Origin of the sequence: Pseudomonas frederiksbergensis (genome assembly GCF_003732705.1) — a bacterium.
Taxonomy (GTDB): Bacteria; Pseudomonadota; Gammaproteobacteria; order Pseudomonadales; family Pseudomonadaceae; genus Aquipseudomonas; species Aquipseudomonas frederiksbergensis_F.
Genome location: NZ_MOBR01000040.1, coordinates 223,631 through 249,830, shown reverse-complemented (window position 1 = coordinate 249,830; position 26,200 = coordinate 223,631). Strand labels below are relative to the sequence as shown.

At 59.5% G+C, this 26,200-nt stretch carries 21 protein-coding genes; 13 read left to right on the top strand and 8 right to left on the bottom strand.

What is annotated here, in order from left to right; translation table 11 throughout:
• Window positions 1-45: 45 nt before the first annotated feature.
• Together BK667_RS26405 and acnA are read right to left on the bottom strand one after the other, a co-directional pair.
• Entirely contained in the window at window positions 46-837 is a 792-nt protein-coding gene (locus BK667_RS26405; protein WP_123599358.1) for a CPBP family intramembrane glutamic endopeptidase, read from the bottom strand.
• Between the two features lie 504 nt (window positions 838-1,341).
• Window positions 1,342-4,083 (bottom strand): aconitate hydratase AcnA, encoded by a 2,742-nt coding sequence (gene acnA, locus BK667_RS26395; protein ID WP_123599357.1) that lies wholly within the window; start codon window positions 4,081-4,083, stop codon window positions 1,342-1,344.
• A gap of 223 nt (window positions 4,084-4,306) precedes the next feature.
• Between acnA and rlmM the strand changes: the two genes are divergently transcribed.
• Both rlmM and tusA read left to right on the top strand, forming a co-directional pair.
• Window positions 4,307-5,380, top strand: coding sequence for a 23S rRNA (cytidine(2498)-2'-O)-methyltransferase RlmM (gene rlmM / locus BK667_RS26390; RefSeq protein ID WP_123599356.1), 1,074 nt, complete (start codon window positions 4,307-4,309; stop codon window positions 5,378-5,380).
• 191 nt (window positions 5,381-5,571) lie between these two features.
• Window positions 5,572-5,823 carry a sulfurtransferase TusA gene (tusA, locus tag BK667_RS26385; protein ID WP_123403368.1) on the top strand — a complete coding sequence of 84 codons (252 nt, stop codon included), beginning with the start codon at window positions 5,572-5,574 and terminating at the stop codon, window positions 5,821-5,823.
• On the opposite strand, the gene BK667_RS26380 is transcribed toward tusA, so the two are convergent.
• Window positions 5,820-7,229: an MATE family efflux transporter gene (locus BK667_RS26380; RefSeq protein ID WP_123599355.1), complete on the bottom strand. Its 1,410-nt coding sequence runs from the start codon at window positions 7,227-7,229 to the stop codon at window positions 5,820-5,822. The two genes, tusA and BK667_RS26380, sit on opposite strands and share 4 nt — an antisense overlap.
• 333 nt (window positions 7,230-7,562) lie before the next feature.
• On the opposite strand from BK667_RS26380, the gene pdxB reads away from it, so the two are divergent.
• Window positions 7,563-8,705 (top strand): 4-phosphoerythronate dehydrogenase PdxB, encoded by a 1,143-nt coding sequence (gene pdxB, locus BK667_RS26375; protein WP_123599354.1) that lies wholly within the window; start codon window positions 7,563-7,565, stop codon window positions 8,703-8,705.
• Window positions 8,706-8,888: 183 nt separating this feature from the next.
• On the opposite strand, the gene BK667_RS26370 is transcribed toward pdxB, so the two are convergent.
• Window positions 8,889-9,068: a PA1571 family protein gene (locus BK667_RS26370; protein WP_123512235.1), complete on the bottom strand. Its 180-nt coding sequence runs from the start codon at window positions 9,066-9,068 to the stop codon at window positions 8,889-8,891.
• 257 nt (window positions 9,069-9,325) lie between these two features.
• Here BK667_RS26370 and BK667_RS26365 point away from each other — a divergent pair, with 257 nt between their 5' ends.
• Together BK667_RS26365 and BK667_RS26360 are read left to right on the top strand one after the other, a co-directional pair.
• Window positions 9,326-11,113 (top strand): ABC transporter transmembrane domain-containing protein, encoded by a 1,788-nt coding sequence (locus BK667_RS26365; protein WP_185058279.1) that lies wholly within the window; start codon window positions 9,326-9,328, stop codon window positions 11,111-11,113.
• Window positions 11,114-11,200: 87 nt separating this feature from the next.
• Complete coding sequence (locus tag BK667_RS26360) at window positions 11,201-12,232, top strand: Fic family protein (protein ID WP_123599352.1); 1,032 nt, start codon at window positions 11,201-11,203, stop codon at window positions 12,230-12,232.
• 78 nt (window positions 12,233-12,310) lie between these two features.
• Here the strand turns inward: BK667_RS26360 and BK667_RS26355 are convergent, their stop codons facing one another.
• The gene (locus BK667_RS26355; RefSeq protein WP_123512241.1) at window positions 12,311-14,239 is read right to left on the bottom strand and encodes a transglycosylase SLT domain-containing protein; all 1,929 of its coding nucleotides are present in this window, start codon (window positions 14,237-14,239) and stop codon (window positions 12,311-12,313) included.
• A gap of 213 nt (window positions 14,240-14,452) precedes the next feature.
• Between BK667_RS26355 and BK667_RS26350 the strand changes: the two genes are divergently transcribed.
• A complete protein-coding gene (locus tag BK667_RS26350) occupies window positions 14,453-16,369 on the top strand; it encodes an ATP-binding cassette domain-containing protein (RefSeq protein ID WP_123599351.1) in 1,917 nt (638 codons plus the stop codon).
• A gap of 192 nt (window positions 16,370-16,561) precedes the next feature.
• Here the strand turns inward: BK667_RS26350 and BK667_RS26340 are convergent, their stop codons facing one another.
• A complete protein-coding gene (locus tag BK667_RS26340) occupies window positions 16,562-16,999 on the bottom strand; it encodes a universal stress protein (protein WP_123512245.1) in 438 nt (145 codons plus the stop codon).
• Between the two features lie 104 nt (window positions 17,000-17,103).
• Between BK667_RS26340 and BK667_RS26335 the strand changes: the two genes are divergently transcribed.
• Window positions 17,104-17,541, top strand: a complete 438-nt coding sequence (locus tag BK667_RS26335) for a hypothetical protein (protein ID WP_123599350.1) — start codon at window positions 17,104-17,106, stop codon at window positions 17,539-17,541.
• Here BK667_RS26335 and BK667_RS33145 read toward each other — a convergent pair.
• Window positions 17,525-17,917: a hypothetical protein gene (locus BK667_RS33145; protein ID WP_148060166.1), complete on the bottom strand. Its 393-nt coding sequence runs from the start codon at window positions 17,915-17,917 to the stop codon at window positions 17,525-17,527. The genes BK667_RS26335 and BK667_RS33145 overlap by 17 nt on opposite strands.
• A gap of 227 nt (window positions 17,918-18,144) precedes the next feature.
• On the opposite strand from BK667_RS33145, the gene fadB reads away from it, so the two are divergent.
• From fadB to BK667_RS26305, 6 genes are all read left to right on the top strand, one after another.
• Window positions 18,145-20,292: a fatty acid oxidation complex subunit alpha FadB gene (fadB, locus tag BK667_RS26330; RefSeq protein WP_123512249.1), complete on the top strand. Its 2,148-nt coding sequence runs from the start codon at window positions 18,145-18,147 to the stop codon at window positions 20,290-20,292.
• Between the two features lie 32 nt (window positions 20,293-20,324).
• Window positions 20,325-21,500 carry an acetyl-CoA C-acyltransferase FadA gene (gene fadA / locus BK667_RS26325; RefSeq protein WP_010456360.1) on the top strand — a complete coding sequence of 392 codons (1,176 nt, stop codon included), beginning with the start codon at window positions 20,325-20,327 and terminating at the stop codon, window positions 21,498-21,500.
• A 99-nt stretch (window positions 21,501-21,599) separates the two neighbouring features.
• Window positions 21,600-21,836, top strand: a complete 237-nt coding sequence (locus tag BK667_RS26320) for a DUF1653 domain-containing protein (protein ID WP_092270764.1) — start codon at window positions 21,600-21,602, stop codon at window positions 21,834-21,836.
• Window positions 21,837-21,950: 114 nt separating this feature from the next.
• On the top strand, window positions 21,951-24,578 hold the full coding sequence (topA, locus tag BK667_RS26315; protein WP_123512252.1) for a type I DNA topoisomerase: 2,628 nt from the start codon (window positions 21,951-21,953) through the stop codon (window positions 24,576-24,578).
• 141 nt (window positions 24,579-24,719) lie between these two features.
• Window positions 24,720-25,244 carry a DUF6586 family protein gene (locus BK667_RS26310; RefSeq protein WP_123512254.1) on the top strand — a complete coding sequence of 175 codons (525 nt, stop codon included), beginning with the start codon at window positions 24,720-24,722 and terminating at the stop codon, window positions 25,242-25,244.
• A 152-nt stretch (window positions 25,245-25,396) separates the two neighbouring features.
• Window positions 25,397-25,630 carry a hypothetical protein gene (locus tag BK667_RS26305; RefSeq protein WP_123403749.1) on the top strand — a complete coding sequence of 78 codons (234 nt, stop codon included), beginning with the start codon at window positions 25,397-25,399 and terminating at the stop codon, window positions 25,628-25,630.
• Between the two features lie 93 nt (window positions 25,631-25,723).
• Here BK667_RS26305 and sulA read toward each other — a convergent pair whose 3' ends face one another.
• Window positions 25,724-26,197 carry an SOS-induced cell division inhibitor SulA gene (gene sulA / locus BK667_RS26300; RefSeq protein ID WP_123599349.1) on the bottom strand — a complete coding sequence of 158 codons (474 nt, stop codon included), beginning with the start codon at window positions 26,195-26,197 and terminating at the stop codon, window positions 25,724-25,726.
• Between the last annotated feature and the right edge of the window lie 3 nt (window positions 26,198-26,200).

Genomic DNA, 26,200 nt, shown 5'->3' with positions numbered 1-26,200 from the left:
AATATTTTTCAATAATCAGCAGCGCGTCGCAAAACGACTGTTGCGTCAGCCGGCGAGCATCGGGTAGGTGAATAGACCGAAATGCAGCAGGTTCAAGCCGAAATGGGTAGCGATGGCCGCACCCAACCCGCCAAATCGGTAGGCCAGACCATAGCCGACCCCCGCCAGGCCCGCCAGTAACACCCATTGCCAGCCTGCGCCCAGATGCGCCAGGCCGAACAGCAGCGAGGCGAGCAGCAGGGCGAGGTTTTCACCGTAGGGCAGGTGTTTGAAGCGTCGGCTCAGACCGCCCTGGATATAGCCGCGAAACAGCGCTTCTTCGACCAGGGTGACCAGCAGCAGGTTATTCAACACCCAGAGCCAGGCCTGATCCGGCCATTTCGGCGCCCAACTGATCACGCCGAGCAACAGCGCGCCACCGAGGGCGAGCACGACGCTCAGGGTCAGCGCCAGCGCGGTGGCGTAAATCGACAGCCGCAGCGAGCGTCGGCCGACAATCCATGGGCAAACCAGTAACAACCAGAAACCAATCAGGGGTTTGTCCTGGTTCAAATACATGGAAAACGGTACGGCATCATCCGTGAGGCGCCGCGGGTCAATGCCGCGACCGTTGTAGAAACCGGGCAGCCAGTGCAACGCCAGCGCCAACGCCAGGATGATGAACAAGCCGTGACCGATGTAGCGGCCGGCCTGGATCTGTTGCTGGCGCACGGCGAAACCGGCGAACAGCAGCAGGGCGACAGAGATAGCCGCGAGCCAGCCAAGTTGGCCGTAAAGCAGAGCCAGGCCATAGCCGATGGAGAGGAGTGCCAGGTAGAGCCATGGCAGAGCGAGCATGGGAAATCCTTGTACCAATAAATTTGCAGTGTGACGCAGTCCCCTGTGGGAGCGGGCTTGCTCGCGAAAGCGGTGTGTCAGCCGACTTAATTGTTAAATGACACACCGCATTCGCGAGCAAGCCCGCTCCCACAGTTGATCGGTGGTGTTCTGGGGATTTGTGTTCAACACCTTTCCCCTTGTGGGAGCGAGCCTGCTCGCGAAAGGGCCATCAAATCCAGCATCGATGTCGCCTGACACTCCGCTTTCGCGAGCAGGCTCGCTCCCACAGTGGATCGGCGTCGCCTGGAGATGTGCATTCGACACGGTCCCCTGTGGGAGCGAGCTTGCTCGCGATAGGGCCGGCACATTCAATATCAATGTTGCCTGTGGCACCGTTATCGCGAGCAAGCTCGCTCCCACAGGGATTGTGTGTCAGGCCCGAAAATGTGGGGCGATTATAAGGACGTATACCGCACAAACAAAAACACCGCCCGAAGGCGGTGTCTCTGTCAGCAGCGGTGCTTATGAGGCAATCAACTGGCGCAACACGTAATGCAGAATCCCCCCAGCCTTGAAGTATTCCACTTCGTTCAGCGTATCGATCCGGCACAACACCTCGACCTTCTCGCTGGTCCCGTCTTCACGGGTGATGACCAGGGTCAGGCTCATTCGCGGTGTGACCTCGACGCCAGTCAGCCCGAGAATGTCCACGGTCTCCTTGCCCGTCAGGTTCAGGCTCTTGCGGTTCTGGTCCAGTTTGAACTGCAACGGCAGCACGCCCATGCCCACCAGGTTGGAGCGGTGAATTCGCTCGAAGCTCTCCGCGATGACCGCTTTCACCCCCAGCAGGTTGGTGCCCTTGGCCGCCCAGTCGCGGCTCGACCCGGTGCCGTATTCTTGCCCGGCAATCACCACCAGCGGCGTGCCCGACGCTTGATAACGCATCGCCGCATCGTAGATCGGCAGCCGCTCACCGGTGGGAATGTAGATCGTGTTGCCACCTTCTTCGCCGCCGAGCATTTCGTTACGAATGCGGATGTTGGCGAAGGTGCCGCGCATCATCACTTCATGGTTGCCACGACGGGAGCCGTAGGAGTTGAAGTCTCGCGGTTCCACGCCTTTCTCGCGCAAGTAACGACCGGCCGGGCTGTCGGCCTTGATGTTGCCGGCGGGGGAGATGTGGTCGGTGGTCACCGAATCGCCGAGCAGCGCCAGCACGTTGGCTTTTTTCACGTCCTGGATGACCGGCAACGGCCCGCCGATGTCATCGAAGAACGGCGGATGCTGGATGTACGTCGAATCATCCTGCCAGACATAAGTCGCGGCTTGCGGCACTTCAATCGCCTGCCACTGCTCGTCACCGGCAAACACTTCGGCGTATTCCTTGTGGAACATCGCGGTGTTGACCTGATTCACCGCGTCGGCGATCTCTTTGGTGCTTGGCCAGATGTCCCGCAGAAAGACCGGGTTGCCATCCTTGTCATCACCCAGGGATTCGCTGCTGATATCGATGCGCACCGTGCCGGCCAGCGCATAAGCGACGACCAAGGGCGGGGAGGCCAGCCAGTTGGTTTTCACCAGCGGGTGCACCCGGCCTTCAAAGTTGCGGTTGCCGGACAGCACCGACGCCACGGCCAGATCGGCTTTCTGAATCGCTTTCTCGATCGGCTCCGGCAGAGGCCCGGAGTTGCCGATGCACGTGGTGCAGCCATAACCGACCAACGCAAAACCCAGCTCATCAAGGTACTGAGTCAGGCCGGCAGCCTTGTAGTAATCGGTAACCACTTTCGAACCTGGCGCCAGTGAACTCTTGACCCACGGTTTGCGTTTCAGGCCTTTCTCGACCGCTTTCTTCGCCACCAACCCGGCCGCCATCATCACGCTCGGATTGGACGTGTTGGTGCAGGAAGTGATCGCAGCGATCACCACCGCGCCGTTTTTCAGCCGATACGTATGGCCGTCAGACTCGTAGTCCGCTTCGCCGACCATGTCGGCGTTACCCACCGCGACGCCACCGCCACCCTCACTTTCCAGGCGACCTTCTTCCTTGCTGGTGGGTTTGATTTGCAGGCCGAGGAAATCGCTGAAGGCCTGGGCGACATTCGGTAGCGAGACGCGGTCCTGCGGGCGCTTCGGCCCGGCGAGGCTGGCTTCGACGCTGCCCATGTCCAGTTCCAGGCTGTCGGTAAAAATCGGTTCCTTGCCCGGCAGCCGCCACAACCCCTGGGCCTTGGTGTAAGCCTCGACCAGTTTGACCACTTCCGGCGGGCGACCGGACAGGCGCAGGTATTCCAGCGTTACGTCGTCCACCGGGAAGAAACCGCACGTGGCACCGTATTCCGGGGCCATGTTGGCGATGGTCGCGCGGTCGGCCAACGGCAAGTCAGCGAGGCCGTCGCCGTAGAACTCGACGAACTTACCGACCACACCTTTTTTGCGCAGCATTTGGGTGACGGTCAGCACCAGGTCGGTGGCGGTGATGCCTTCCTTGAGCTTGCCGGTGAGTTTGAAACCGATCACTTCCGGGATCAGCATCGACACCGGTTGGCCGAGCATCGCCGCTTCCGCTTCGATCCCGCCCACGCCCCAGCCGAGTACGCCGAGGCCGTTGATCATGGTGGTGTGGGAGTCGGTGCCGACCAGTGTGTCGGGGAAGGCATAGGTGCGGCCGTCCTCGTCCTTGGTCCAGACCGTGCGCCCGAGGTATTCCAGGTTCACCTGGTGACAAATCCCGGTGCCCGGCGGCACTACGCTGAAATTGTCGAAGGCACTTTGGCCCCAGCGCAGAAACGCATAACGCTCCCCGTTGCGCTGCATTTCGATATCGACGTTTTGTTCGAAGGCGCTGGAACTGGCGAATTTGTCGACCATCACCGAGTGGTCGATCACCAAATCCACCGGCGACAGCGGATTGATCCGCTGCGGATCGCCGCCGGCCTTGGCCATGGCGGCACGCATGGCGGCCAGGTCGACCACCGCCGGCACACCAGTGAAGTCTTGCATCAGGACGCGGGCCGGGCGGTACTGGATTTCACGATCGGAGCGGCGCTCCTTGAGCCACGCGGCAATCGCCTTGAGGTCGGCGCCGGTGACGGTTTTTTCGTCCTCCCAGCGCAGCAGGTTTTCCAGCAGCACTTTCAACGACATCGGCAACTTGTCGAGATCACCGAGGCTCTTGGCAGCGTCGGGCAGACTGAAGTAATGGTAGGTCTTGTCGTCGATTTGCAGGGTTTTAAGGGTTTTCAGGCTATCGAGGGACGGCATTTGAAATGACTCCTTTGGGTCCGCACGGCTACGGACTGACGGGACAAGCAGAGCCTTTAACCTAGCCCTGTTCATTCGTTAAAGCTAATAACTGGACTCTATGGGCGAGTCCAAGGTTCCGAACTCGGCTATCATGCGCCGGTTTTCGTGACAGGCTTTGCTTCACCGCAAGCCTGGGCATCGCGCAGTGGTTGAATTTCTCGCCATCTGCCCAGGAGTAAGAATGAACACCCTCTTTATGCACTGCCGGCCGGGCTTCGAAGGCGAAGTCTGTTCCGAGATTTCCGAACACGCCGCACGGCTGAACGTGGCCGGTTACGCCAAGGCGAAGACCGCCAGCGCCTGCGCCGAGTTCATTTGCACCGAAGAAGACGGCGCCGAGCGCCTGATGCGTGGCCAGCGTTTCGCCGAATTGATCTTCCCGCGCCAGTGGGCCCGGGGGATCTTCATCGACCTGCCGGAAACCGACCGCATCAGCGTGATTCTCGCGCACATTGTTGATTTTCCGGTGTGCGGCAGCCTGTGGCTGGAAATGGTCGATACCAACGATGGCAAGGAATTGTCGAACTTCTGCAAGAAATTCGAAGGCCACCTGCGCAAGGCGTTGATGGCCGCCGGCAAACTGGTGGAAGAAGCCGGCAAGCCGCGCCTGTTGCTGACCTTCAAAAGCGGTCGTGAAGTGTTCGTCGGTCTGGCTGAGTCGAATAACTCGGCCATGTGGCCGATGGGCATTCCCCGCTTGAAGTTCCCCCGTGACGCGCCAAGCCGTTCGACCCTGAAGCTGGAAGAGGCCTGGCACCACTTTATCCCACGTGACCAGTGGGACGAGCGTCTGCACAGCGACATGACCGGCGTTGACCTGGGCGCCGCACCCGGCGGCTGGACCTGGCAACTGGTCAATCGCGGCATGCTGGTGACCGCCATCGACAACGGTCCGATGGCCGAAAGCCTGATGGACACCGGTCTGGTGCAACACTTGATGGCCGACGGTTTCACCTTCAAGCCGCGCCAACCCGTGGACTGGATGGTTTGCGACATCGTCGAGAAACCGGCGCGCAACGCCGCGATGCTGGAAGAGTGGATTGGCGAAGGGCATTGCCGCGAAGCGGTGGTCAACCTCAAGTTGCCGATGAAACAGCGTTACGCTGAAGTGAAGCGCTTGCTCGAACGCATCGCCGACGGCTTCAAGGAACGCGGGATCAAGGTCGAGATCGGCTGCAAACAGCTGTACCACGACCGCGAAGAAGTAACCTGCCACTTGCGCCGGATCGACGTGAAGAAACCCAAGTCCCGCTGATTCGTACGCCGATCGTTCCCACGCTCTGCGTGGGAATGCATCCCGTGACGCTCTGCGTCACATGCAAGGCGGAACGCGGAGCGTCCCCGGCGGCATTCCCACGCAGAGCGTGGGAACGATCAGGCGATCAGCCGTAGATGACCGAACACCCGGCAATGCGCGACAATGCCGGCCAGTTTCAGGAGTGAATCATGAGTGAAATGATTGATACGCCGGTAGACGGCACCCTCGACGCCACCGGCCTCAACTGCCCGGAGCCGGTGATGATGCTGCACCAGCACATCCGTGACCTGGCGCCCGGTGGCTTGCTGAAAGTCATCGCCACCGACCCGTCGACCCGTCGCGATATCCCCAAGTTTTGCGTGTTCCTCGACCACGAACTGGTCGGCCAGCACGAAGAGGCAGGCACCTACCTCTACTGGATCCGCAAAAAACTCGCTTAACCCGCCGACTGGCTGATGCGGATCCGCTTGCGTGCACTGCGCGTCAGGCGGATCGACAGCATCAACGCCGCGCAACTCAAGCCCACGATCAAACCCTGCCACAGCCCGCTCGGGCCGCTCGGCGCGCCCAGCCAGTCGGTCAGGCCCAGCGCGTAACCCACCGGCAAACCAATCCCCCAGTACGCGAACAGGGTCAGGATCATCGTCACCCGGGTGTCCTGATAGCCACGCAGCGCGCCGGCTGCTGTGACCTGGATCGCATCGGAAAACTGAAACAGCGCCGAGTACACGATCAGCATTGCCGCCACATGAATCACCGTCGGATCGGCGGTGTAGATCGTCGCGATGTGTTCGCGCAGCAACAGCATCATGCTCGCCGACAGACAGGCATACGCCAGGGCAGTGCCCATGCCGACGCCCGCGGCGAAACGGGCCTCGCGCGGTTCACTGCGGCCCAGTGCCTGGCCGACACGCACGGTGACGGCCATCCCCAGCGAGTAAGGGATCATGAACACCAGGGAGCTGACGTTCAGGGCAATCTGATGGCCGGCGACGACGGTTGCGCCGAGGCTGCCGATCAACAGGGCAATCACCGCGAAGATGCTCGATTCGGCGAACACGGCAATGCCGATCGGCAGGCCGATGCCCAGCAGGCGTTTGATCACCGACCATTGTGGCCAGTCAAAGCGGCTGAACAGCTCGCTTTTCTGGTAGGCCGGCGCCCAGCGTGTATAGGCCACCATGCCGAGAGCCATGAACCACATCACAATCCCCGTCGCCCAACCACAACCGGCGCCGCCCATGGCGGGCACGCCCAGGTGGCCATAAATGAAGACGTAGTTCAGCGGGATGTTCAGCGCCAGGGCGCACAAACCGAGGATCATCGCCGGACGCGTGCGGCCCATGCCGTCGCTGAAACAGCGCAGCACGTGATACAGCGCGACTGCGGGCAAACCGGCGGCGATGCCATGCAGGTATTGCATGCACGGGCCGATCAGTTCGGGATCGACCTTCATGATGTGCAGGATCGGTTCGGCAGCGACGAGCATGCTGGTCGCCATCAAACCCACCACCAGCGCGAGCCATAAGGCCTGGCGCACGATCGGGCCGATCTCGTTGTGGGTGCCGGCGCCGAAGCGTTGGGCGACTTTCGGTGTAGTTGCCAGCAAGGTGCCGGTCATCAGCAGGAACACCGGGACCCAGATCGAGTTGCCCAGCGCCACGGAGGCCAGGTCTCGCGGCCCGACCCGGCCTGCCATCACCGCATCGACGAAGCCCATGGCGGTGGTCGCCAGTTGCGCGATCATGATCGGCAGCGCCAGGGCGAGCAGGGTTTTCAGCTCCAGGCGAATCCGTGCCGGGCGGGTGAGGGTGGTTGCAGCGGGGCGATCTGTTACGGAATTCAAGAGCGAAACGTCCAGGGGATTTGATGCGCAGGGCGGCGCATTCTACCCGTTGACGCGCTAGTCAGGAAAAGAGCTGTGTTAGGGATTTGTAATCCTGTTTAGAACATTGCGACATCCCTGTGGCGAGGGAGCTTGCTCCCGTTGGGCAGCGAAGCGGCCCCAAAACCAACAACCCCGTTTCGTCAGAACCACCGTGTACGCAGGTTTTACGACTGCTTCGCAGCCGAACGGGGGCAAGCCCCCTCGCCACAAAGGTGCGCGGCCAGCCTGATTACTCGCTGGCCGATCCCACCTTCTGCGCCTAAACTGCCGATCCGCCAAAGGAGCCTCGCCATGCTGATTGTTGCCGACGAAAATATCCCGCTGCTCGATGCCTTTTTCCAGGGTTTCGGCGAAATCCGCCGGGTGCCGGGGCGTTCCATCGACCGCGCTACGGTTGAGCAGGCCGATGTGCTGTTGGTGCGCTCGGTGACCAACGTCAATCGCGCGTTGCTTGAAGGCAGCAAGGTGCGGTTTGTCGGCACCTGCACCATTGGCACTGATCACCTGGACCTGGATTATTTCCAGCAGGCCGGCATCACTTGGTCCAGCGCGCCCGGCTGTAATGCCCGGGGCGTGGTCGATTATGTGCTCGGCAGCCTGCTGACCCTGGCCGAAATCGAAGGCGTCGACCTGACCCAACGCACTTACGGTGTCGTCGGTGCTGGCGAAGTGGGCGGGCGACTGGTCAAGGTCCTGCAAGGCCTGGGCTGGAATGTGCTGGTGTGCGATCCACCGCGGCAAGCGGCGGAAGGCGGTGATTTCGTCAGCCTCGAGCAGATCATCGAGCAGTGCGACGTCATCAGCCTGCACACGCCTTTGAAGAAGCATGGCGCTCTGGCGACCTGGCACCTGTTCGACAAACCCCGTTTGAACCGGCTCAAGCCCGGCGCCTGGCTGATCAACGCCAGCCGCGGCCCGGTGGTGGATAACGCCGCCCTGCGCCAAGTGTTGCTGCAACGTGAAGACCTGCAAGCGGTGCTGGACGTCTGGGAAGGCGAACCCGAGGTCGATGTGGCACTGGCCGAACTCTGTGTGCTGGCGACGCCGCATATCGCCGGCTACAGCCTCGACGGCAAACAGCGTGGCACGGCGCAGATCTATCAGGCGTATTGCGACTTCCTCGACCAGCCTGCCGAAGTCAGCCTGAGCGATTTGCTGCCGGCGCCTTGGTTGTCGCACGTGACCTTGCACGCTGACAGCGATCCGGCCTGGGCGCTGGCGATGTTGTGCCGCGGGGTGTACGACCCGCGCCGTGACGATGCGGACTTTCGCCGCAGCCTTGTAGGTAATGTGAGCGAACAGCGTGCGGCGTTTGATGCACTGCGCAAGAACTATCCGTCGCGGCGGGAGATTGATGGGTTGCAGGTAAGGATAGAGGGGGATTCGCCGGTGTTGCGCCGGATCGTGGCGGCGTTGGGCGCGACGGTAATCTAGGAACCGCACTGGCCCTTTCGCGGGCAAGCCTCGCTCCTACAGGTTTGGTGTCGTTTGTTAAAAATGTGGGCGACTCTACCTGTAGGAGCGAGGCTTGCCCGCGAAGGCCGCGCTGTCATTTCCGGATAATCACCCACAAAAAACCCGGCCAACCAGGGCCGGGTCAAGAAGACGGTGGCTATATCACTCTTGTTCGGCAGGCTTGACCAATCGCTTCTCCAGTTCGCGGCACGCGTCCTGGATCATGCCTTCAGTGATCGGTACTTCGCGCCCGTCCTTATCGATAATCGAGCAACCCAGAGACTGGTCTGGTTGTGTGCGGATCACTTGAATCTTGTCTTCGCTGCTGTTTTGCAAGGACATGGCCTGTCTCCTCATCAGGTTGTGTGCTTACTCTAAAGCCGCCAAGTGACCGGGCTGTGACAACTCCCTGCGGTCTCTTCGGGGCGGCAACGCCAGTCCACCAGAAATACATCAGTGTTGCCACCCGGACTTTAGACCAATAGCGTCTAGGCACTAGTCTTGGCGGTCATAATTAACCTGACTCATTGTGATTTACAGAGTTCCACCCCATTGAGTGTGTAGGCTGGCCCCATCAATCGCTTCTGTTGCGAACCTGGATGAACCCGATGCTCTCTTCCCGTCACCGTCGCGCCATTCGCCTGACCAGTCACTTTCTGGCGCCTTATCGCTGGCAGGCCTTTGGTGCCTTGCTGGCGTTGATCGTCACGGCAGGTATCACTTTGTCCATGGGCCAGGGTATTCGCCTGTTGGTGGATCAGGGGCTCATGACCCAGTCGCCGCATTTGCTCAACCAGTCCATCGGCCTGTTTATGGTGTTGGTGATTGCCCTGGCAGTGGGGACTTTCGCCCGCTTCTATTTGGTGTCGTGGATCGGCGAGCGGGTTGTCGCGGACATTCGGCGCCAAGTGTTCAATCATCTGGTTTACCTGCATCCGGGTTTCTACGAAGACAACCGCAGCTCCGAAATCCAGTCGCGGCTGACCGCCGATACCACCCTGCTGCAATCGGTGATCGGCTCTTCGCTGTCGCTGTTTCTGCGCAATCTGCTGATGGTGATCGGCGGAATCGTGCTGCTGTTTATCACCAACCCCAAACTCACCAGCATCGTGGTGATCGCCTTGCCCTTGGTGGTTGCGCCGATCCTGATCTTCGGTCGTCGGGTCAGAAGCCTGTCCCGCGAGAGCCAGGACCGGATTGCCGATGTCGGCAGTTACGTCTCCGAAACCCTCGGCCAGATCAAAACCGTGCAGGCCTACAACCATCAGGTCCAGGACGAAAAGCGCTTTGCTATCACCGTGGAGCAGGCCTTCGACACCGCACGCAAACGCATCCTCCAACGTTCGTGGTTGATTACGCTGGTGATCGTGCTGGTGCTGGGCGCGGTGGGCGTGATGCTTTGGGTCGGCGGCATGGACGTGATCGCCGGGCGGATTTCCGGTGGTGAGCTGGCGGCGTTTGTCTTCTATAGCCTGATCGTCGGTAGCGCCTTTGGCACCTTGAGCGAAGTCATCGGTGAGTTGCAGCGAGCGGCCGGTGCGGCAGAGCGGATTGCCGAATTGCTGCGCTCGGAAAATATCATCCAGAAACCGACTGCCGGGCTGGTGACCTTGCCCGAGCGGGTTAATGGCAATCTGGTTCTTCAGGATGTGCGCTTTTCCTACCCGTCGCGTCCCGAAAGCTTTGCTGTCGATGGCTTGAATCTGACCATCAACGCCGGCGAAACCCTCGCCCTGGTCGGACCGTCCGGCGCGGGCAAGTCCACCGTGTATGACCTGCTCCTGCGCTTTTACGACCCCGCCGAAGGGCGCATCCTGCTTGACGGTGTGTCACTGACTCAACTTGATCCGCTGGACCTGCGCCGCTGCTTCGCCCTGGTGTCGCAAAACCCGGCACTATTCTTCGGCAGCATTGAAGAGAACATCCGCTACGGCAACCCGAATGCGACCCTGGCCCAGGTCCAGGAAGCGGCCAAAATTGCCTACGCCCACGACTTCATCGAGCAAATGCCCAACGGCTACCAAACCCACCTCGGCGACGGCGGCCTCGGCCTGTCCGGCGGCCAGCGCCAACGCCTGGCCATCGCCCGGGCGCTGCTGGTGGACGCACCCATCCTGCTGCTGGACGAAGCCACCAGCGCCCTCGACGCCCAGAGCGAACACCTGATCCAACAAGCCCTGCCCAGCCTGATGAAAAACCGCACCACCCTGGTCATCGCCCACCGCCTGGCCACGGTGAAAAACGCGGATCGGATCGCGGTGATGGACCAAGGGAAACTGGTGGCAGTGGGCACGCATCAGGAATTGGTCGCGAGCAATGCGTTGTATGCGCGGTTGGCGGCGTTGCAGTTTAGTGATGGCAAGACGGAGTACGAGGCTCATCTGTGACAGCGACCTTTGGGGGCGGAATGAAGGCTGCTGATGTCCGGTTGTTCGGGCATTATGGCGGCTCAATCGAGTTGCCCGGATGAGGATATGAGTCGCTACCAACCCCCGCTGACCCTGACCACGCGAATACTGGCTCTGATCGCCGAGATCAGCGAGCAGATCGGTCAGCTTTCGGCTTTCGGTGACAGTCGGCAAACGCCCCAACTACGCCGGGGTAATCGTATCCGCACGATCCAGGCTTCGTTGGCGATTGAAAACAATACGCTCAGCATCGAGCAGGTCACCGCTGTTCTGGCTGGGCAACGGGTATTGGGTTTGCCGAGGGAAATCCAGGAAGTCCGCAATGCCTTCGCAGCCTACGAAGCCATGCCGGACTGGCGGCCAGGCAATCGGTCCGATTTGCTCCGTGCCCATGAACTGTTGATGCATGGTTTGATTGATGATTGCGGCCGGTTTCGACAAGCGGGTGTCGGCATTTACCGTGGTGAACAGTTGGTTCATATGGCTCCGCCACCGAGTAGAGTCGCGCACTTGATGGATGACCTGCTGGCCTGGCTGGGTGTCTCTGACTGGCATCCGTTGATCATTAGTTGCGTGTTCCATTACGAATTCGAATTCATCCACCCTTTCGCCGACGGCAATGGACGCATGGGACGGCTCTGGCAGACTTTGATTCTCAGCCAGTGGCGCCCGGTACTGGCTTTTTTGCCGGTTGAAGCGGTGATCCGTGAGCAGCAGGATGCTTATTATGCGGCGTTGTCTGCTGCCGATCAGTTGGCTGAATCGACTCCGTTTGTTGAATTTATGCTTCAGGCGTTGAGTGTTGCGCTGGCGGAGGCGGCTCGGAGTGAATCAGTAACCGACCCAGTAACCGACCCAGTAACCGACCCAGTAGGGAAGTTGCTTCGAGTGCTTCATGCAAATGGTCCGCTCAAGATTAGTGAGCTAATGGCGCAGGTTGGTTTGGCTCACAAGGCAACGTTTCGGGCGAACTATCTCAAGGCTGCATTGGCTGCCGGGTTGATTGAAATGAGCAATCCTGAGTCTCCCAGCAGTCCGGCTCAAAAATATCGCCTGACCAGCCAAGGCAATAACGCTGTCGCAAAGTTGAAGCAATAAGTGCTTTGAATTGAAAAATGCCCGCATCACTCGATGCGGGCATTTTTGTTTACGGTTCAGCGCACGATCAGAAGACCATTACTGATCATCAAAATACCGTTCATGCCAATCCACCAGCGGTTGCGGCGAGTTGAGCTTCTGGCCGTAGATCACCGAGTAAGACAGCACGTTCTGCACGTACTGGCGGGTTTCGTCGAACGGGATGCTTTCCACCCACACGTCGAAGCTCAGGTGATCCGCGCCGCGCAGCCATTGGCGTACGCGGCCGGGGCCGGCGTTGTAGGCGGCGGAGGCGAGGACGCGGTTGCCGTTGAACTGGCTGTGGACCTGGCTCAAGTAGGCGGCGCCGAGCTGGATGTTTTTGTCCGGGTCGAGCACTTGCTGCGGCGAGGCCAGGGGGATGCTGAACTTGCGCGCGGTTTCCTTGGCGGTGCCGGGCATCAGTTGCATCAGGCCGCTGGCGCCGACGCCGGAGCGAGCGTCGTCCATGAACGCGCTTTCCTGGCGCGTGATGGCGAACACCCAGCTCGAATGCAAACCACGGACCTTGGCTTCGCGCACCAGGGTTTCGCGGTGGGCCATCGGGAAGCGGATATCCAGGTCGTCCCAGTACTGGGCCTGACTGATGGTGCGGATCGCCGGGAAATACCATTTCAGGTCGTAGGCCAGTTTCGCCTGAGCAACCATCTCGTCTCGGTTGAAATGACGGCTGACGTGGTACCACTCGCGACGACCGTCGACGATCTGCCCACGGGCGTGGAATTCCAGGGCGCGACGGATGCCGGGGGTGTTGCGTACTTTGTTGATGATCGCCTGGCTGAGCACCAACGGCTTGTTCACCAATGAATAGGGCAACTGCGAACGGTCGGCGGCGAGGAAACCGTAGAAATCACGCTCCCGGGCGAGGCCTTTGTAGAGCGTCTGCGCTTCCGGATTCTGCGGCTGCGCCAGTTCCAGGGCGCGAGCTTGCCAGTAACGCCAGCGGTTGGTGGTGGCCAGGTCCTGTGGCAGACGGCGGGTCAACTGATAGGCGTCGTCCCAGCGAGCCAGGCGCAGTAGCAGGCGCAGGCGCCATTCGGACACGGTGTTGTCGCGCAGCTCCGGGTCGTACTTGGTCATGACATCCAGCGCACGAGGGTCGAAACGTCGTGCGAGGGTCAGGCCGATTTCCCGGGCGATGGCGACTTTTTCATCGCGGGAGAAATGCATGCTGCTGGCGTAACCGTCGAGCAGGTCCATGGCCTTGTCCGGGTCCTGCTTGGCCAGCCGGCGTAAACCGAGGCTGACGATGTCGGACATCGGCTCGTCGGCCGGGCTGAACCGCGACGGCTGGTTAAGCAATTCGGGTTTCTGCGCCACGTCCACCAACAAACGACCGCGTGGGGCGAGGGTGGTCAGGCCGCTCACCAGGCTGTTGGCCAGTGGATAGTTGCGCGCCTGGGCGGCGAGCTTGGTGCGTTCCCAGCGTTTCTGTTCGGTCAGTTGACCTTCGGCAGCCCAGATCCCGAACAGGCCATCACAGGCTGCGGGCTGCGATTTGCCGGTCAGCCAGAGTTTTTCGGCGTTGGCGTAACCGACCGCTTTCTGGTTGTGCCCGATCTGATACTGCGCGTTCAGGCAGTCCAGTTCGGTGAAGTTGAGCTTGGGGTCGTAATACTTGACGAAGGTCGCCCAGTCGCCGCGATCCGCCAGCCAGCGCAACCAACGCAATTTCATCCAGTTGGCCTGGGGCAGGTCACCGTGTTCAGCGAGGAATTTCTCGATTTCGGTATTGCTGGCGGTTTTAAGGCGGGCCGTCAGTTCGTCATAGGCGAGATACGGTTCCAACGGGTAATCGCTGAGGGCCTGGCTGTAACGGAAATAAGGCTCTGAATCGCCTTTTGCCAAGGCACGCTTGGCTTCATCGTAATACTGGCGTTGGGTGGACAGGTCTACCGCCTGGACTGATTGAGCGGCAGTGGCAGAAAGGAGCAAACACGATAAAAGACTGAAAAGGCGACTGCGCATGAGACATCCGGGCAGAAAAATCATGACAAGTGCTGACAGGATCAGCACTGAATAATCTGTAGCTTAGCCTTTTGCCAGCAACGGGCGAAAGCTTTGCCGGCCTGCCGGTGCAAGATCGCAACAATTGTCATGCAGAGTGCTACACAGGTGAAATTGCCGGCCTTCTGAAGCCTCAAGTCAGGTAGAATGCGCGCCCGGTTTTTGGAGAAGCTCATGACCCTGCTCAAATTCAGCGATGTGTCCCTTGCTTTCGGCTCTACGCCGTTGTTGGACAAGGTGTCCTGGCAGATCGCCCGTGGTGAGCGGGTGTGCATCATCGGCCGCAATGGCACTGGCAAGTCCAGCATGATGAAGCTCGTCAAGGGCGACCAGAAGCCCGATGACGGCTCCGTTTGGCGCGCACCCGGCCTCAAGATTGGCGAATTGCCGCAAGAATTGCCGGTAGCCGACGAGCGGACCGTGTTCGATGTCGTGGCCGAAGGCCTGGACGGTGTGGGCGAGCTGCTTGCGCAGTATCACCACCTGAGCCAGAACATCGTCACCGACGCCGACCTGGATAAGCTGATGCACGTCCAGCACGATCTCGAAGCCCGCGACGGCTGGCGTTTGCAGCAATTGGTAGACAGCACCTTGAGCCGTCTGCAATTGCCGGCCGACAAGACCCTCGCCGAATTGTCCGGCGGCTGGCGTCGCCGCGTCCTGCTGGCCCAGGCCCTGGTTTCCGAACCGGACCTGCTGCTGCTCGACGAACCGACCAACCACCTGGACATCGGTGCGATCGCCTGGCTTGAAGAAGCGCTGAAGGATTTCCAGGGCGCCGTGCTGTTCATCACGCACGACCGTTCCTTCCTGCAGAACCTCGCGACCCGCATCCTCGAACTGGATCGCGGCGGCTTGATCGACTGGAACGGCGACTACGCCAGTTTCCTCGTGCACAAAGAAGCCTCGCTGGCCGCTGAAGACACCGCCAACGCACTGTTCGATAAAAAACTGGCCCAGGAAGAAGTCTGGATCCGCCAGGGCATCAAGGCGCGCCGTACCCGTAACGAAGGCCGCGTCCGTGCCCTCAAGGCCCTGCGCAACGAGCGTAGCGAGCGTCGTGAGCGCACCGGCAAAGCCAACATTCAACTGGATACCGCCGACAAGTCCGGCAAGCAGGTGATGGTCCTCGAGAACGTGAGTTTCGCTCACCCGGGTGGCCCGTTCCTGATCAAGGACTTCTCGATGGTCCTGCAGCGCGGCGACCGTATCGGTCTGCTCGGCGCCAACGGCACCGGCAAGACCACCTTGCTGAAACTGATGCTCAACGGTTTGCAACCAACCAGCGGCACTGTGGAAGAGGGGACGCGCATCGACGTGGCCTACTTCGACCAGTTGCGCCATCAGCTGGATCTGGAAAAGACCGTGATCGACAACGTGGCCGAAGGTCGCGACTTCATCGATATCGATGGTCAAAGCCGTCACGTACTGAGCTACCTCGGCGACTTCCTGTTCAGCCCGCAGCGTGCCCGCACGCCGGTCAAGGCGTTGTCCGGTGGTGAGCGTGCCCGTCTGTTGCTGGCCAAGTTGTTCAGCAAACCGGCGAACCTGCTGGTCCTCGACGAACCAACCAACGACCTCGACGTGGAAACCCTCGAACTGCTGGAAGAGGTCTTGCTGACCTTCAACGGCACCGTACTGATGGTCAGTCACGACCGGGCATTCCTCGACAACGTGGTGACCAGCACCCTGGTCTTCGAAGGTGAAGGCAAGGTTCGCGAATACGTCGGTGGTTATCAGGACTGGCTGCGTCAGGGCGGCTCGCCGCGTCTGCTGGGCGTGACCGAGAGCAAGTCCGGCAAAGCCGACCTGACCTCCGCGGTCGTGACTGCCGAAGCAGCGCCGGTCGCGGCGGTGGAAGCGCCGGCGGTGAAGAAGAAGCTCAGCTACAAGCATCAGCGTGAGCTGGAGATGTTGCCGGGCCAGATCGAAGCCATGGAGCAGCAGATTGCTGCGGTTGAAGCGCAGATGGCGGACCCCGCTTTCTATCAGCGCCCGGCTGCCGAGACGGCGGCGGTGATTGCTCAGCTTGAGCAATTGCAGGCTGAACTCGACGTGATGGTCGAGCGTTGGGCCGAGCTGGATGCCTGAATGATCCTGCAATAAAAAAGCCCGGCGTTCAGAGATGAACGCCGGGCTTTTCGTATGGAATGCGATCTACTGGGCCGCCATAGATCCAATGTGGGAGCGGGCTTGCTCGCGAAAGCGCTGTCTCAGTCAGCCTATTTGTTGAATGTTAAGCCGCCTTCGCGAGCAAGCCCGCTCCCACATTGGTCCGTGTTGTCAGCTTTTGATCAGGCGCACCGCCAGCACATCGCAGGGCGCACCGTGCAGCACGTCGTTGGCGGTGGAGCCGAGCAACAGTGCCAAACCATGTCGACCATGACTGCCGACCACGATCAGGTCGCAGGTCTGTTCCTTGGCCAGGTGATGAATTTCCTGGCGCGGCTGGCCGTAAGTCAGGTGGCTGTATTCCTTGGAGAGTTCCGGGTACTTGAGGATCAAGCGGTCAAGTCGTTCCTTGGCCTGGTCGAACTGCTGTTGTTGCAGTTGTGACAGGTCCATCGGCACGTCGCCGCCAAAGGCCATGGCCATCGGCTCGACAATGTGCACCAGGGACAGCTTCGCGCCGTTGCTCACCGACAGTTCGCGAGCGCGGTGGATAACAGGATCGCACTCTTCGGTTAGATCTACAGCGACCAGAATATGGTTGTAGGGCATGAGGTGCTCCTCCTGAGGATTGCAATATTGGTAAGTATGGCTGGTTTCAAGCGCAATGGTTCCAAAGTGACCCAAAGCGCTCATCAAGAATCGGGAGTACAGATATGACGGTCTGGATAGTGGTGTCAATCCTGCTGGTGGTACTGAGTCCGCTGGCATGGTTGCGACCGTCCCGCCACCAGAGTGGCCGTATGGCCTTGCGAATGGAGGCGCGACGCATCGGGTTGGCCATGCAACTGGCGCCGCAAGAGTGGCCTCACTGGCTGAGCCAGGAGCCGCCGAGCCCCTGCGCCCAGTACCATCGACCGCGCCGGGGCAATCAGCCCAAGTGCTGGAGTTATTGGCAAAAGTCGCCGGGGGTGTGGGTCAATCAGTGGCAGGAGGTCTGTGAAGACCCGGTGTTGCTCAATCATTTCGAAAAATTGCCGGCCAACGTCTACAAGGTCGAGGCGGACAAGCAGATGATCTTCTTGTATTGGGGCGAGAAGGGCGACGCCGAAGTTCTGCAGCACATCGACGCCACACTCAAAGCCCTTGCCTGAAACCCGATCCCGCGTAGGCTGCGATCTTTTGCTCTTGTAAGAAAGACAGGATCAAAAGCTCGCAGCCTGCGGCAGCTCCTACAAAAGCGAGCGCCAGCACCTGACAGACAGGCAATAAAAAGCCCGACATCATCATCGGGCTGGGGTTGGCCAGGCAGGCCGGAAATCTTTGTGGCGCTGATCTTACGCCGGGCATTCGCCAAAAGCGTTCAAATTTTTTCCTCAATGTCCCGCCAGCGTAGCTGCTTAAACGCAGGTTGCCGTGAATTAGGGCGACTTTTCTAACTATTGATTCTATGAATGGCCTCACATGCACCTGCGTGTTGTGAACCTTCGTCTTACGGAAATGACTGCAAAGTCGCGTTTCAACCAGCATTTTGGGCGATTGACAATTGCCGGAAATTCCGTGAAGGTGGCGTACCCAAATCAAACGGGCGTATGAATTGAGCGTTTGTATTTCAGATCGCTCCTACAGAATCCCGACTATCGCGTTGGCGGGTGTGCCGGGTGGATTGGCGTTAGCATCGACGAAAAGCGTCCTGCCGAGCCATTCGCCTGCGTCCGACGTGTACTGTTCAGCTTCCATATCGTGGAGATCAGTTGATGATTTACGAAGGTAAAGCCATCACGGTTAAGGCTCTTGAAAGTGGCATCGTCGAACTGAAGTTCGATCTCAAGGGTGAGTCCGTCAACAAGTTCAACCGTCTAACCCTGAACGAATTGCGTCAGGCCGTAGACACTATCAAGGCAGATGCTTCGATCAAGGGTGTGATCGTCAGCAGTGGCAAGGACGTGTTCATCGTCGGTGCCGACATCACCGAATTTGTCGAGAACTTCAAGCTGCCTGATGCAGAGCTTGTCGCTGGCAACCTCGAAGCCAACAAGATTTTCAGCGATTTCGAAGACCTCAACGTCCCGACTGTCGCCGCGATCAACGGTATCGCCCTGGGCGGCGGTCTGGAAATGTGTCTGGCGGCGGACTACCGCGTCATGTCCACCAAGGCCAAGATCGGTCTGCCAGAAGTCAAACTGGGCATCTACCCAGGCTTCGGCGGCACCGTGCGCCTGCCGCGCCTGATCGGTGCCGACAACGCTATCGAGTGGATTGCCGCTGGCAAGGAAAACCGTCCTGAAGACGCGCTGAAAGTCGGCGCAGTCGATGCGGTGGTTGCTCCTGAGAAACTGCAGGAAGCCGCTCTGGAACTGATCAAACGCGCCATCTCCGGCGAGTTTGACTACAAGGCCAAGCGCCAACCGAAGCTGGAAAAGCTGAAGTTGAACGCCATCGAACAAATGATGGCTTTCGAAACCGCCAAAGGTTTCGTCGCCGGTCAGGCTGGCCCGAACTACCCGGCGCCGGTTGAAGCGATCAAGACGATCCAGAAAGCTGCGAACTTCGGTCGCGACAAAGCGCTGGAAGTCGAAGCCAACGGTTTCGTCAAACTGGCCAAGACCTCTGCCGCGCAGAGCTTGATCGGTCTGTTCCTGAACGATCAGGAACTGAAGAAAAAGGCCAAGGCCTACGACGAAATCGCCAAGGACGTGAAGCAGGCTGCCGTACTGGGCGCCGGCATCATGGGTGGCGGTATCGCTTATCAGTCGGCTTCCAAAGGTACGCCGATCCTGATGAAGGATATCAACGAGCACGGTATCGAGCAGGGTCTGGCTGAAGCCGCCAAGCTGCTGGTCGGTCGCGTTGATAAAGGTCGCATGACCCCGGCGAAAATGGCTGAAGTGCTCAACGGCATTCGTCCGACCCTGTCCTACGGCGATTTCGGTCACGTGGATCTGGTTGTCGAAGCTGTCGTCGAGAACCCGAAGGTCAAGCAAGCCGTACTGGCCGAAGTCGAAGACAAGGTCAAAGAGGACACCATCCTCGCGTCCAACACCTCGACGATTTCCATCACCTTGCTGGCCAAAGCCCTCAAGCGTCCGGAAAACTTCGTCGGCATGCACTTCTTCAATCCGGTGCACATGATGCCGCTGGTTGAAGTGATTCGTGGCGAGAAGTCCAGCGAGCTGGCTGTTGCCACCACCGTTGCCTACGCCAAGAAAATGGGCAAGAACCCGATCGTCGTCAATGACTGCCCGGGCTTCCTGGTCAACCGCGTCCTGTTCCCGTACTTCGGCGGTTTCGCCAAGTTGGTCAGCGCCGGTGTGGACTTCGTCCGTATCGACAAGGTCATGGAAAAATTCGGCTGGCCAATGGGCCCGGCGTACCTGATGGACGTGGTCGGCATCGACACCGGTCACCACGGTCGTGACGTCATGGCTGAAGGTTTCCCGGACCGCATGAAAGACGATCGCCGTTCGGCTATCGACGTGCTCTACGAAGCCAAGCGCCTGGGCCAGAAGAACGGCAAGGGTTTCTACGCTTACGAGACCGACAAGAAGGGCAAGCAGAAGAAAGTCGCCGATCCGTCGGTGCTGGAAGTGCTCAAGCCGATCGTCTACGAGCAGCGCGAAGTCACTGACGAAGACATCATCAACTGGATGATGATCCCGCTGTGCCTGGAAACCGTGCGTTGCCTGGAAGACGGCATTGTCGAAACCGCCGCCGAAGCCGACATGGGTCTGGTCTACGGTATTGGTTTCCCTCCATTCCGTGGCGGTGCGCTGCGCTACATCGATTCGCTCGGTGTTGCAGAGTTCGTTGCCCTGGCTGACCAGTACGCTGATTTGGGCGCGCTGTACCACCCGACCGCGAAGCTGCGTGAAATGGCCAAGACTGGCCAACGGTTCTTCGGTTAAGCGTCCCAACTTTTGAGCGAGAGTGAAATTTTATGAGCTTGAATCCAAGAGACGTCGTGATTGTCGACTTCGGTCGTACTCCGATGGGCCGCTCCAAGGGCGGCATGCACCGCAACACCCGCGCCGAAGATATGTCGGCGCACCTGATCAGCAAACTGCTGGAACGCAACGTCAAGGTTGACCCGAACGAAGTCGAAGACGTGATCTGGGGCTGTGTAAACCAGACCCTGGAGCAGGGCTGGAACATCGCCCGCATGGCGTCCCTGATGACTCAGATCCCGCACACCGCTGCCGGTCAGACCGTCAGCCGTCTTTGTGGCTCGTCGATGAGCGCCCTGCACACTGCGGCGCAAGCGATCATGACCGGCAACGGTGACGTGTTCGTCGTTGGCGGCGTCGAGCATATGGGGCACGTGAGCATGATGCACGGTGTCGATCCGAACCCGCACATGTCCCTGTACGCGGCGAAAGCCTCGGGCATGATGGGCCTGACCGCTGAAATGCTGGGCAAAATGCACGGCATCACTCGCGAGCAACAGGACGCTTTCGGCGTGCGCTCCCACCAGCTCGCCCACAAGGCGACCCTGGAAGGCAAGTTCAAAGACGAAATCATCCCGATGCAGGGCTACGACGAGAACGGTTTCCTGAAACTGTTCGACTACGACGAAACCATTCGTCCGGAAACCACCCTGGAAAGCCTGGCAGCTCTTAAGCCAGCGTTTAACCCGAAGGGTGGCACCGTGACAGCCGGTACTTCGTCGCAGATCACCGATGGTGCTTCGTGCATGATCGTGATGTCGGCGCAGCGTGCCCAGGACCTGGGCATCCAGCCATTGGCGGTGATTCGCTCGATGGCAGTGGCAGGTGTGGATCCGGCAATCATGGGCTATGGTCCAGTTCCGGCCACACAAAAAGCACTGAAGCGTGCGGGCCTGGGGATCAACGATATCGACTTCTTCGAGCTCAACGAAGCTTTCGCCGCACAGGCCCTGCCAGTGCTGAAAGATCTGAAAGTGCTCGACAAGATGAACGAGAAGGTTAACCTGCACGGCGGCGCAATCGCCTTGGGTCACCCATTTGGTTGCTCCGGTGCACGTATCTCCGGCACTTTGCTGAACGTGATGAAGCAAAATGGCGGCACCTTCGGGGTAGCCACCATGTGCATTGGTCTCGGCCAAGGCATCTCCACCGTCTTCGAACGCGTTTAAGCGTCTCGTTGATGGAAGCCGGGGCCAAGTGCCCCGGTTTTTGTTTTTCTGAATTTATTTTTGTTTTTATTTTAAAAAGATTTGAGCGAGGGCCGAAGCATGCCGATACAACCTGGGCTCTACCAACATTACAAAGGTCCGCAGTACCGTGTATTCAATGTTGCGCGGCATTCCGAGACCGAAGAAGAAGTGGTCTTCTACCAAGCCCTGTATGGCGATTACGGCTTTTGGGTGCGTCCCTTGAGCATGTTCCTGGAGTCGGTCGAGGTTGACGGCGAACAGGTCCCACGCTTTGCTTTGGTGCAAGCCGAACCGAGCCTTTTTTCCAAGCCATAAGCTGAGTGCGCGCCGAACCCTGCGCTTGACCTCACCTTGTAGCCACTATATATAGCGGTGCCGCGTCAGGCGCCAACCGCCTTTCACTTCTAGAATTCAGGAATTTTCTGATCCATGGGCAAATCGCTGGTCATTGTGGAATCCCCGGCTAAGGCCAAGACCATCAACAAGTATCTGGGTAACCAATACGTGGTGAAGTCGAGTATCGGCCATATCCGAGACCTGCCCACCAGCGGTTCGGCTAGCGCCAGCAAAGAGCCAGCCGCCAAGCGCGGCAAGGCTGCCGCGGGTGAAGGTCCGGTGCTCACGCCGAAAGAGAAGGCGCGCAAGCAGCTTGTCTCGCGCATGGGTGTCGATCCCGATCATGGCTGGAAAGCCAAGTACGAGATCCTCCCGGGCAAAGAGAAGGTCATCGAAGAGCTGCGCCGGCTCGCCAAAGATGCTGACACCATCTATCTCGCAACCGACTTGGATCGCGAGGGGGAAGCCATTGCCTGGCACCTGCGCGAAGCCATCGGTGGTGACGACAGCCGCTACAAGCGCGTGGTGTTCAACGAAATTACCAAGAAGGCGATTCAGGAAGCCTTCTCCAAGCCGGGCGAGCTGGATATCGACCGTGTAAACGCCCAGCAGGCGCGTCGTTTCCTCGATCGCGTGGTGGGTTACATGGTTTCGCCGCTGCTGTGGGCCAAGGTCGCTCGCGGCCTGTCCGCCGGGCGCGTGCAGTCGGTTGCGGTAAAACTGGTCGTTGAGCGTGAGCGTGAAATCCGCGCGTTCAACCCGGAAGAATACTGGGAAGTCCACGCTGACCTCGGCACCGCCAAGGGCGCCACCGTGCGCTTTGACGTGGCTCGCGAGAAAGGCGAAGCCTTCAAGCCGCTCAACGAAACCCAGGCCATGGCCGCGCTGGAGAAACTCAAGTCTTCCAGCTACAGCATCGTCAAACGTGAAGACAAACCGACCAGCAGCAAGCCGTCGGCACCGTTCATCACCTCCACCCTGCAGCAGGCCGCGAGTAACCGCCTGGGCTTCGGGGTGAAGAAAACCATGATGATGGCCCAACGTTTGTACGAAGCGGGCTACATCACGTATATGCGTACCGACTCCACCAACCTCTCGGTTGATGCGGTGGCGATGGCGCGTACTTATATTGAAGGCGAGTTCGGCAAGAAGTACCTGCCGGAAAACCCGAACGTCTACAGCAGCAAGGAAGGCGCACAAGAGGCTCACGAAGCGATTCGTCCCTCCGACGCCAATACCGAGCCAAGCAAGCTGTCGGGCATGGAGCGTGATGCTGAGCGGCTCTACGAGCTGATCTGGCGTCAGTTCCTCGCTTGCCAGATGTTGCCTGCGCAATACCTGTCGACCACGGTGACTGTGGGTGCCGGTGATTTCGAGCTGCGTGCCAAGGGCCGCATCCTGAAGTTTGACGGTTACACCCGCGTCATGCCGCAAATCGCCAAACCGGGCGATGACGACGTGCTGCCGGACATGGCCCAGGGCGACGCGATGAAGCTGATCAAGCTTGATCCGACCCAGCACTTCACCAAGCCGCCGGCCCGTTATTCGGAAGCAAGCCTGGTAAAAGAAATGGAAAAACGCGGCATCGGTCGTCCTTCGACCTACGCGGCGATCATTTCGACCATCCAGGACCGCGGCTATGTAGCGCTGCACAACCGTCGTTTCTACTCGGAAAAGATGGGCGATATCGTCACCGAGCGTCTGGCCGAGAGCTTTTCCAACCTCATGGACTACGGCTTCACCGCCGGCATGGAAGAGAACCTCGATGACGTGGCCCAGGGCGAACGCGACTGGAAAAACGTGCTCGACGAGTTCTACGGCGACTTCAAAAAGAAACTCGAAGTAGCCGAAAGCGCTGAAGGCGGCATGCGTGCCAACCAGCCAGTCATGACTGACATTCCGTGCGTGGTGTGCGGTCGTCCGATGCAGATTCGTACCGCATCGACCGGCGTGTTCCTCGGCTGCTCGGGCTATAGCCTGCCGCCGAAAGAACGCTGCAAGGCCACCGTCAACCTGGTGCCGGGCGATGAAATCGCTGCGGACGACGAAGGCGAGTCGGAATCCCTGGTCCTGCGCGGCAAGCACCGCTGCCCGATTTGCAGCACGGCGATGGACGCTTACCTGCTGGATGAGAAACGCAAGCTGCACATCTGCGGTAATAACCCGGATTGCGATGGCTACGAAATCGAAGAAGGCAGCTACCGCATCAAGGGCTACGAAGGTCCGAGCCTGGAATGCGACAAGTGCGGCAGCGAGATGCAGCTCAAGACCGGCCGTTTCGGCAAGTTCTTTGGCTGCACCAATGCGACGTGCAAGAACACCCGTAAACTGCTGAAAAGCGGTGATGCGGCGCCGCCGAAGATGGATCCGGTGAAGATGCCTGAGCTGAAATGCGAAAAGGTCAACGACACCTACATCCTGCGCGACGGGGCTTCCGGCCTGTTCCTGGCGGCGAGCCAGTTCCCGAAAAACCGCGAGACCCGTGCTCCGCTGGTGATCGAGATCGTGCCGCACAAGGACGAGATCGATCCGAAGTACCACTTCCTCTGCGAAGCGCCGAAGAAAGATCCGGATGGCCTGCCTTCCGTGATCCGTTACAGCCGCAAAACCAAAGAGCAGTACGTGCAGACTGAAGTCGACGGTAAGCCGACGGGTTGGAAAGCGTACTACGACGGCGGTAAGTGGACGGTTGAAGATAAGCGTCCAGCCGCTAAAGCTTAAAAGTAGCTGTACACAAAAGGCCGCATGACAATCCTCGGATTTTCATGCGGCCTTTTTGTTTTGAGCTTGCGGTCAGATCGGCTGATCCACGACACTGTCGGGTCTGTGTGACGTAATTATTTCGCTGTGGAGGCTGCCGTCATGGCCCACGAACTCTATACCCGCACCAACCAGAAGATTTATTTCGCCGGCCTGTCGCTTGAAGCGCTCGCTAGGGCCGAAGAAGGGCGGGCGATGAACTCCCTGGCGCTGATCCAGGCCGGGCGCGAGTCGGCGTTGTTTCACCTTTACGGCGCGTTGCTCGGGTTGTGCCATGAAATCGCCGGTTTCTATCGCTTGCCTCAGGCCAATGCGCCGCGGGCGGAGATGTTACTGACCCGTGAAGTGCTGGAAGCTATCGCCATTCCCGAAATGGCCGAGATGGTCGAGTTGGCTGGTAATTCGGAAACCTGGCTGGCCAAGCTGCTCGCGGCCCATGCGGCACTGTTTCAGCCGCCACGGGTCCCGCACAAACCCAAGGGTGACGTGACACAGCCATTGATCATGGCGGTTAATCTGGACGAAGAAGAGGCGCCTCAAGAGCTGAGTCGAGAAGAGCTGGAGAGCTGGCGCCAGAACCTTAAAGAGTTGGCGATCCGCTTCCGTGACGGGCTGAACGAGTGCTAGTGGACTGACTGATGTGACGGATGACCCGTTGGGCTGTCCGTTCAGGGATGATTGCTAACAGATATTTCTTCGCGATGACTTCTGGTCAAGATCCCGAGCGAAGCCTGGCCGATGCCTATATAATCCCCGCCTTTCGTGGAGAACAGACCTTTATGCCAACGTCCTTTCTAGAAATTGTTGAGTTACCAGACGGCCGAATCGAGCTGCGCAGGGCTGAGGACGAGGGTTCTCTGGTTACTTTGGATTTCTCCGAGGACGCCAAAGCGTTCCTGCAAGGCAATCATGTGGAAGTCGCGAAGGCGATGTTAAGCGTCGGTGTGCAGATGGCAGGGCGCCTGGTTGAAGGCGAATTCAATAAAGATGAAGAGCCGCGGATCCTTCACTGATCCCGTCCGTCGGTTTCTGCTGATACCGCTACAGATCGGCTTCTCTATCCCTGGAGAAGCCTGGCGCTGTTTGAAGCGCACATTGAATTTTAATTACCCCAGTCGAATATTCAGGCTTTGAGCGTCCCCGGTGCGGGCGGCGCTGATCAACTGTTGCCGTGACGCGGCGTTCAGCGGGTTGAGCCAGCTGACGACCGTGTGACTGCGGCCCAATCGCAAGGCTTCGCAGGTCAGTTGTTGGGCGCTCTGGGTCCCGCGGGGTTGCAACAACAGGATGCGTTCACGGTTCAGGCCGGCGTCCCGCAGCCAGGCCTGGGTCAGGCTGGCGGGTGGAGCAATCAGGGTCAGCCAGCGTGCATCCTGGTCCTGGCTCAATTCCCGAAGAATCGGTGCCAGAAGGTTCAGGCAGCTCCCTGCTGCACCACGCAGTGACAGCTCGCTGAAAACCTCGGGCTCTGCGCTCCAGGGCGACTCGACCACGTCTTTCAGGATCGGCGCCAGCGGTTGCACCATGAACGCCTCGAACAACGGCAGTTGGGCTTGCTGTGGTGTGTGTGGGAACTGCATAAA

Excerpts from the sequence above, each read along its gene's own strand:
- fadA (WP_010456360.1), top strand. The coding sequence starts at position 20,325 with ATGAGCTTGAATCCAAGAGACGTCGTGATTGTCGACTTCGGTCGTACT.
- BK667_RS33145 (WP_148060166.1), bottom strand. The coding sequence starts at position 17,917 with ATGCTGGTTGAAACGCGACTTTGCAGTCATTTCCGTAAGACGAAGGTT.
- fadB (WP_123512249.1), top strand. The coding sequence starts at position 18,145 with ATGATTTACGAAGGTAAAGCCATCACGGTTAAGGCTCTTGAAAGTGGC.
- BK667_RS26335 (WP_123599350.1), top strand. The coding sequence starts at position 17,104 with ATGACGGTCTGGATAGTGGTGTCAATCCTGCTGGTGGTACTGAGTCCG.
- BK667_RS26305 (WP_123403749.1), top strand. The coding sequence starts at position 25,397 with ATGCCAACGTCCTTTCTAGAAATTGTTGAGTTACCAGACGGCCGAATC.
- BK667_RS26370 (WP_123512235.1), bottom strand. The coding sequence starts at position 9,068 with ATGTCCTTGCAAAACAGCAGCGAAGACAAGATTCAAGTGATCCGCACA.
- rlmM (WP_123599356.1), top strand. The coding sequence starts at position 4,307 with ATGAACACCCTCTTTATGCACTGCCGGCCGGGCTTCGAAGGCGAAGTC.
- BK667_RS26405 (WP_123599358.1), bottom strand. The coding sequence starts at position 837 with ATGCTCGCTCTGCCATGGCTCTACCTGGCACTCCTCTCCATCGGCTAT.
- BK667_RS26320 (WP_092270764.1), top strand. The coding sequence starts at position 21,600 with ATGCCGATACAACCTGGGCTCTACCAACATTACAAAGGTCCGCAGTAC.
- tusA (WP_123403368.1), top strand. The coding sequence starts at position 5,572 with ATGAGTGAAATGATTGATACGCCGGTAGACGGCACCCTCGACGCCACC.
- BK667_RS26310 (WP_123512254.1), top strand. The coding sequence starts at position 24,720 with ATGGCCCACGAACTCTATACCCGCACCAACCAGAAGATTTATTTCGCC.
- BK667_RS26365 (WP_185058279.1), top strand. The coding sequence starts at position 9,326 with ATGAACCCGATGCTCTCTTCCCGTCACCGTCGCGCCATTCGCCTGACC.
- BK667_RS26355 (WP_123512241.1), bottom strand. The coding sequence starts at position 14,239 with ATGCGCAGTCGCCTTTTCAGTCTTTTATCGTGTTTGCTCCTTTCTGCC.
- sulA (WP_123599349.1), bottom strand. The coding sequence starts at position 26,197 with ATGCAGTTCCCACACACACCACAGCAAGCCCAACTGCCGTTGTTCGAG.
- topA (WP_123512252.1), top strand. The coding sequence starts at position 21,951 with ATGGGCAAATCGCTGGTCATTGTGGAATCCCCGGCTAAGGCCAAGACC.
- pdxB (WP_123599354.1), top strand. The coding sequence starts at position 7,563 with ATGCTGATTGTTGCCGACGAAAATATCCCGCTGCTCGATGCCTTTTTC.
- BK667_RS26350 (WP_123599351.1), top strand. The coding sequence starts at position 14,453 with ATGACCCTGCTCAAATTCAGCGATGTGTCCCTTGCTTTCGGCTCTACG.
- acnA (WP_123599357.1), bottom strand. The coding sequence starts at position 4,083 with ATGCCGTCCCTCGATAGCCTGAAAACCCTTAAAACCCTGCAAATCGAC.
- BK667_RS26340 (WP_123512245.1), bottom strand. The coding sequence starts at position 16,999 with ATGCCCTACAACCATATTCTGGTCGCTGTAGATCTAACCGAAGAGTGC.
- BK667_RS26360 (WP_123599352.1), top strand. The coding sequence starts at position 11,201 with ATGAGTCGCTACCAACCCCCGCTGACCCTGACCACGCGAATACTGGCT.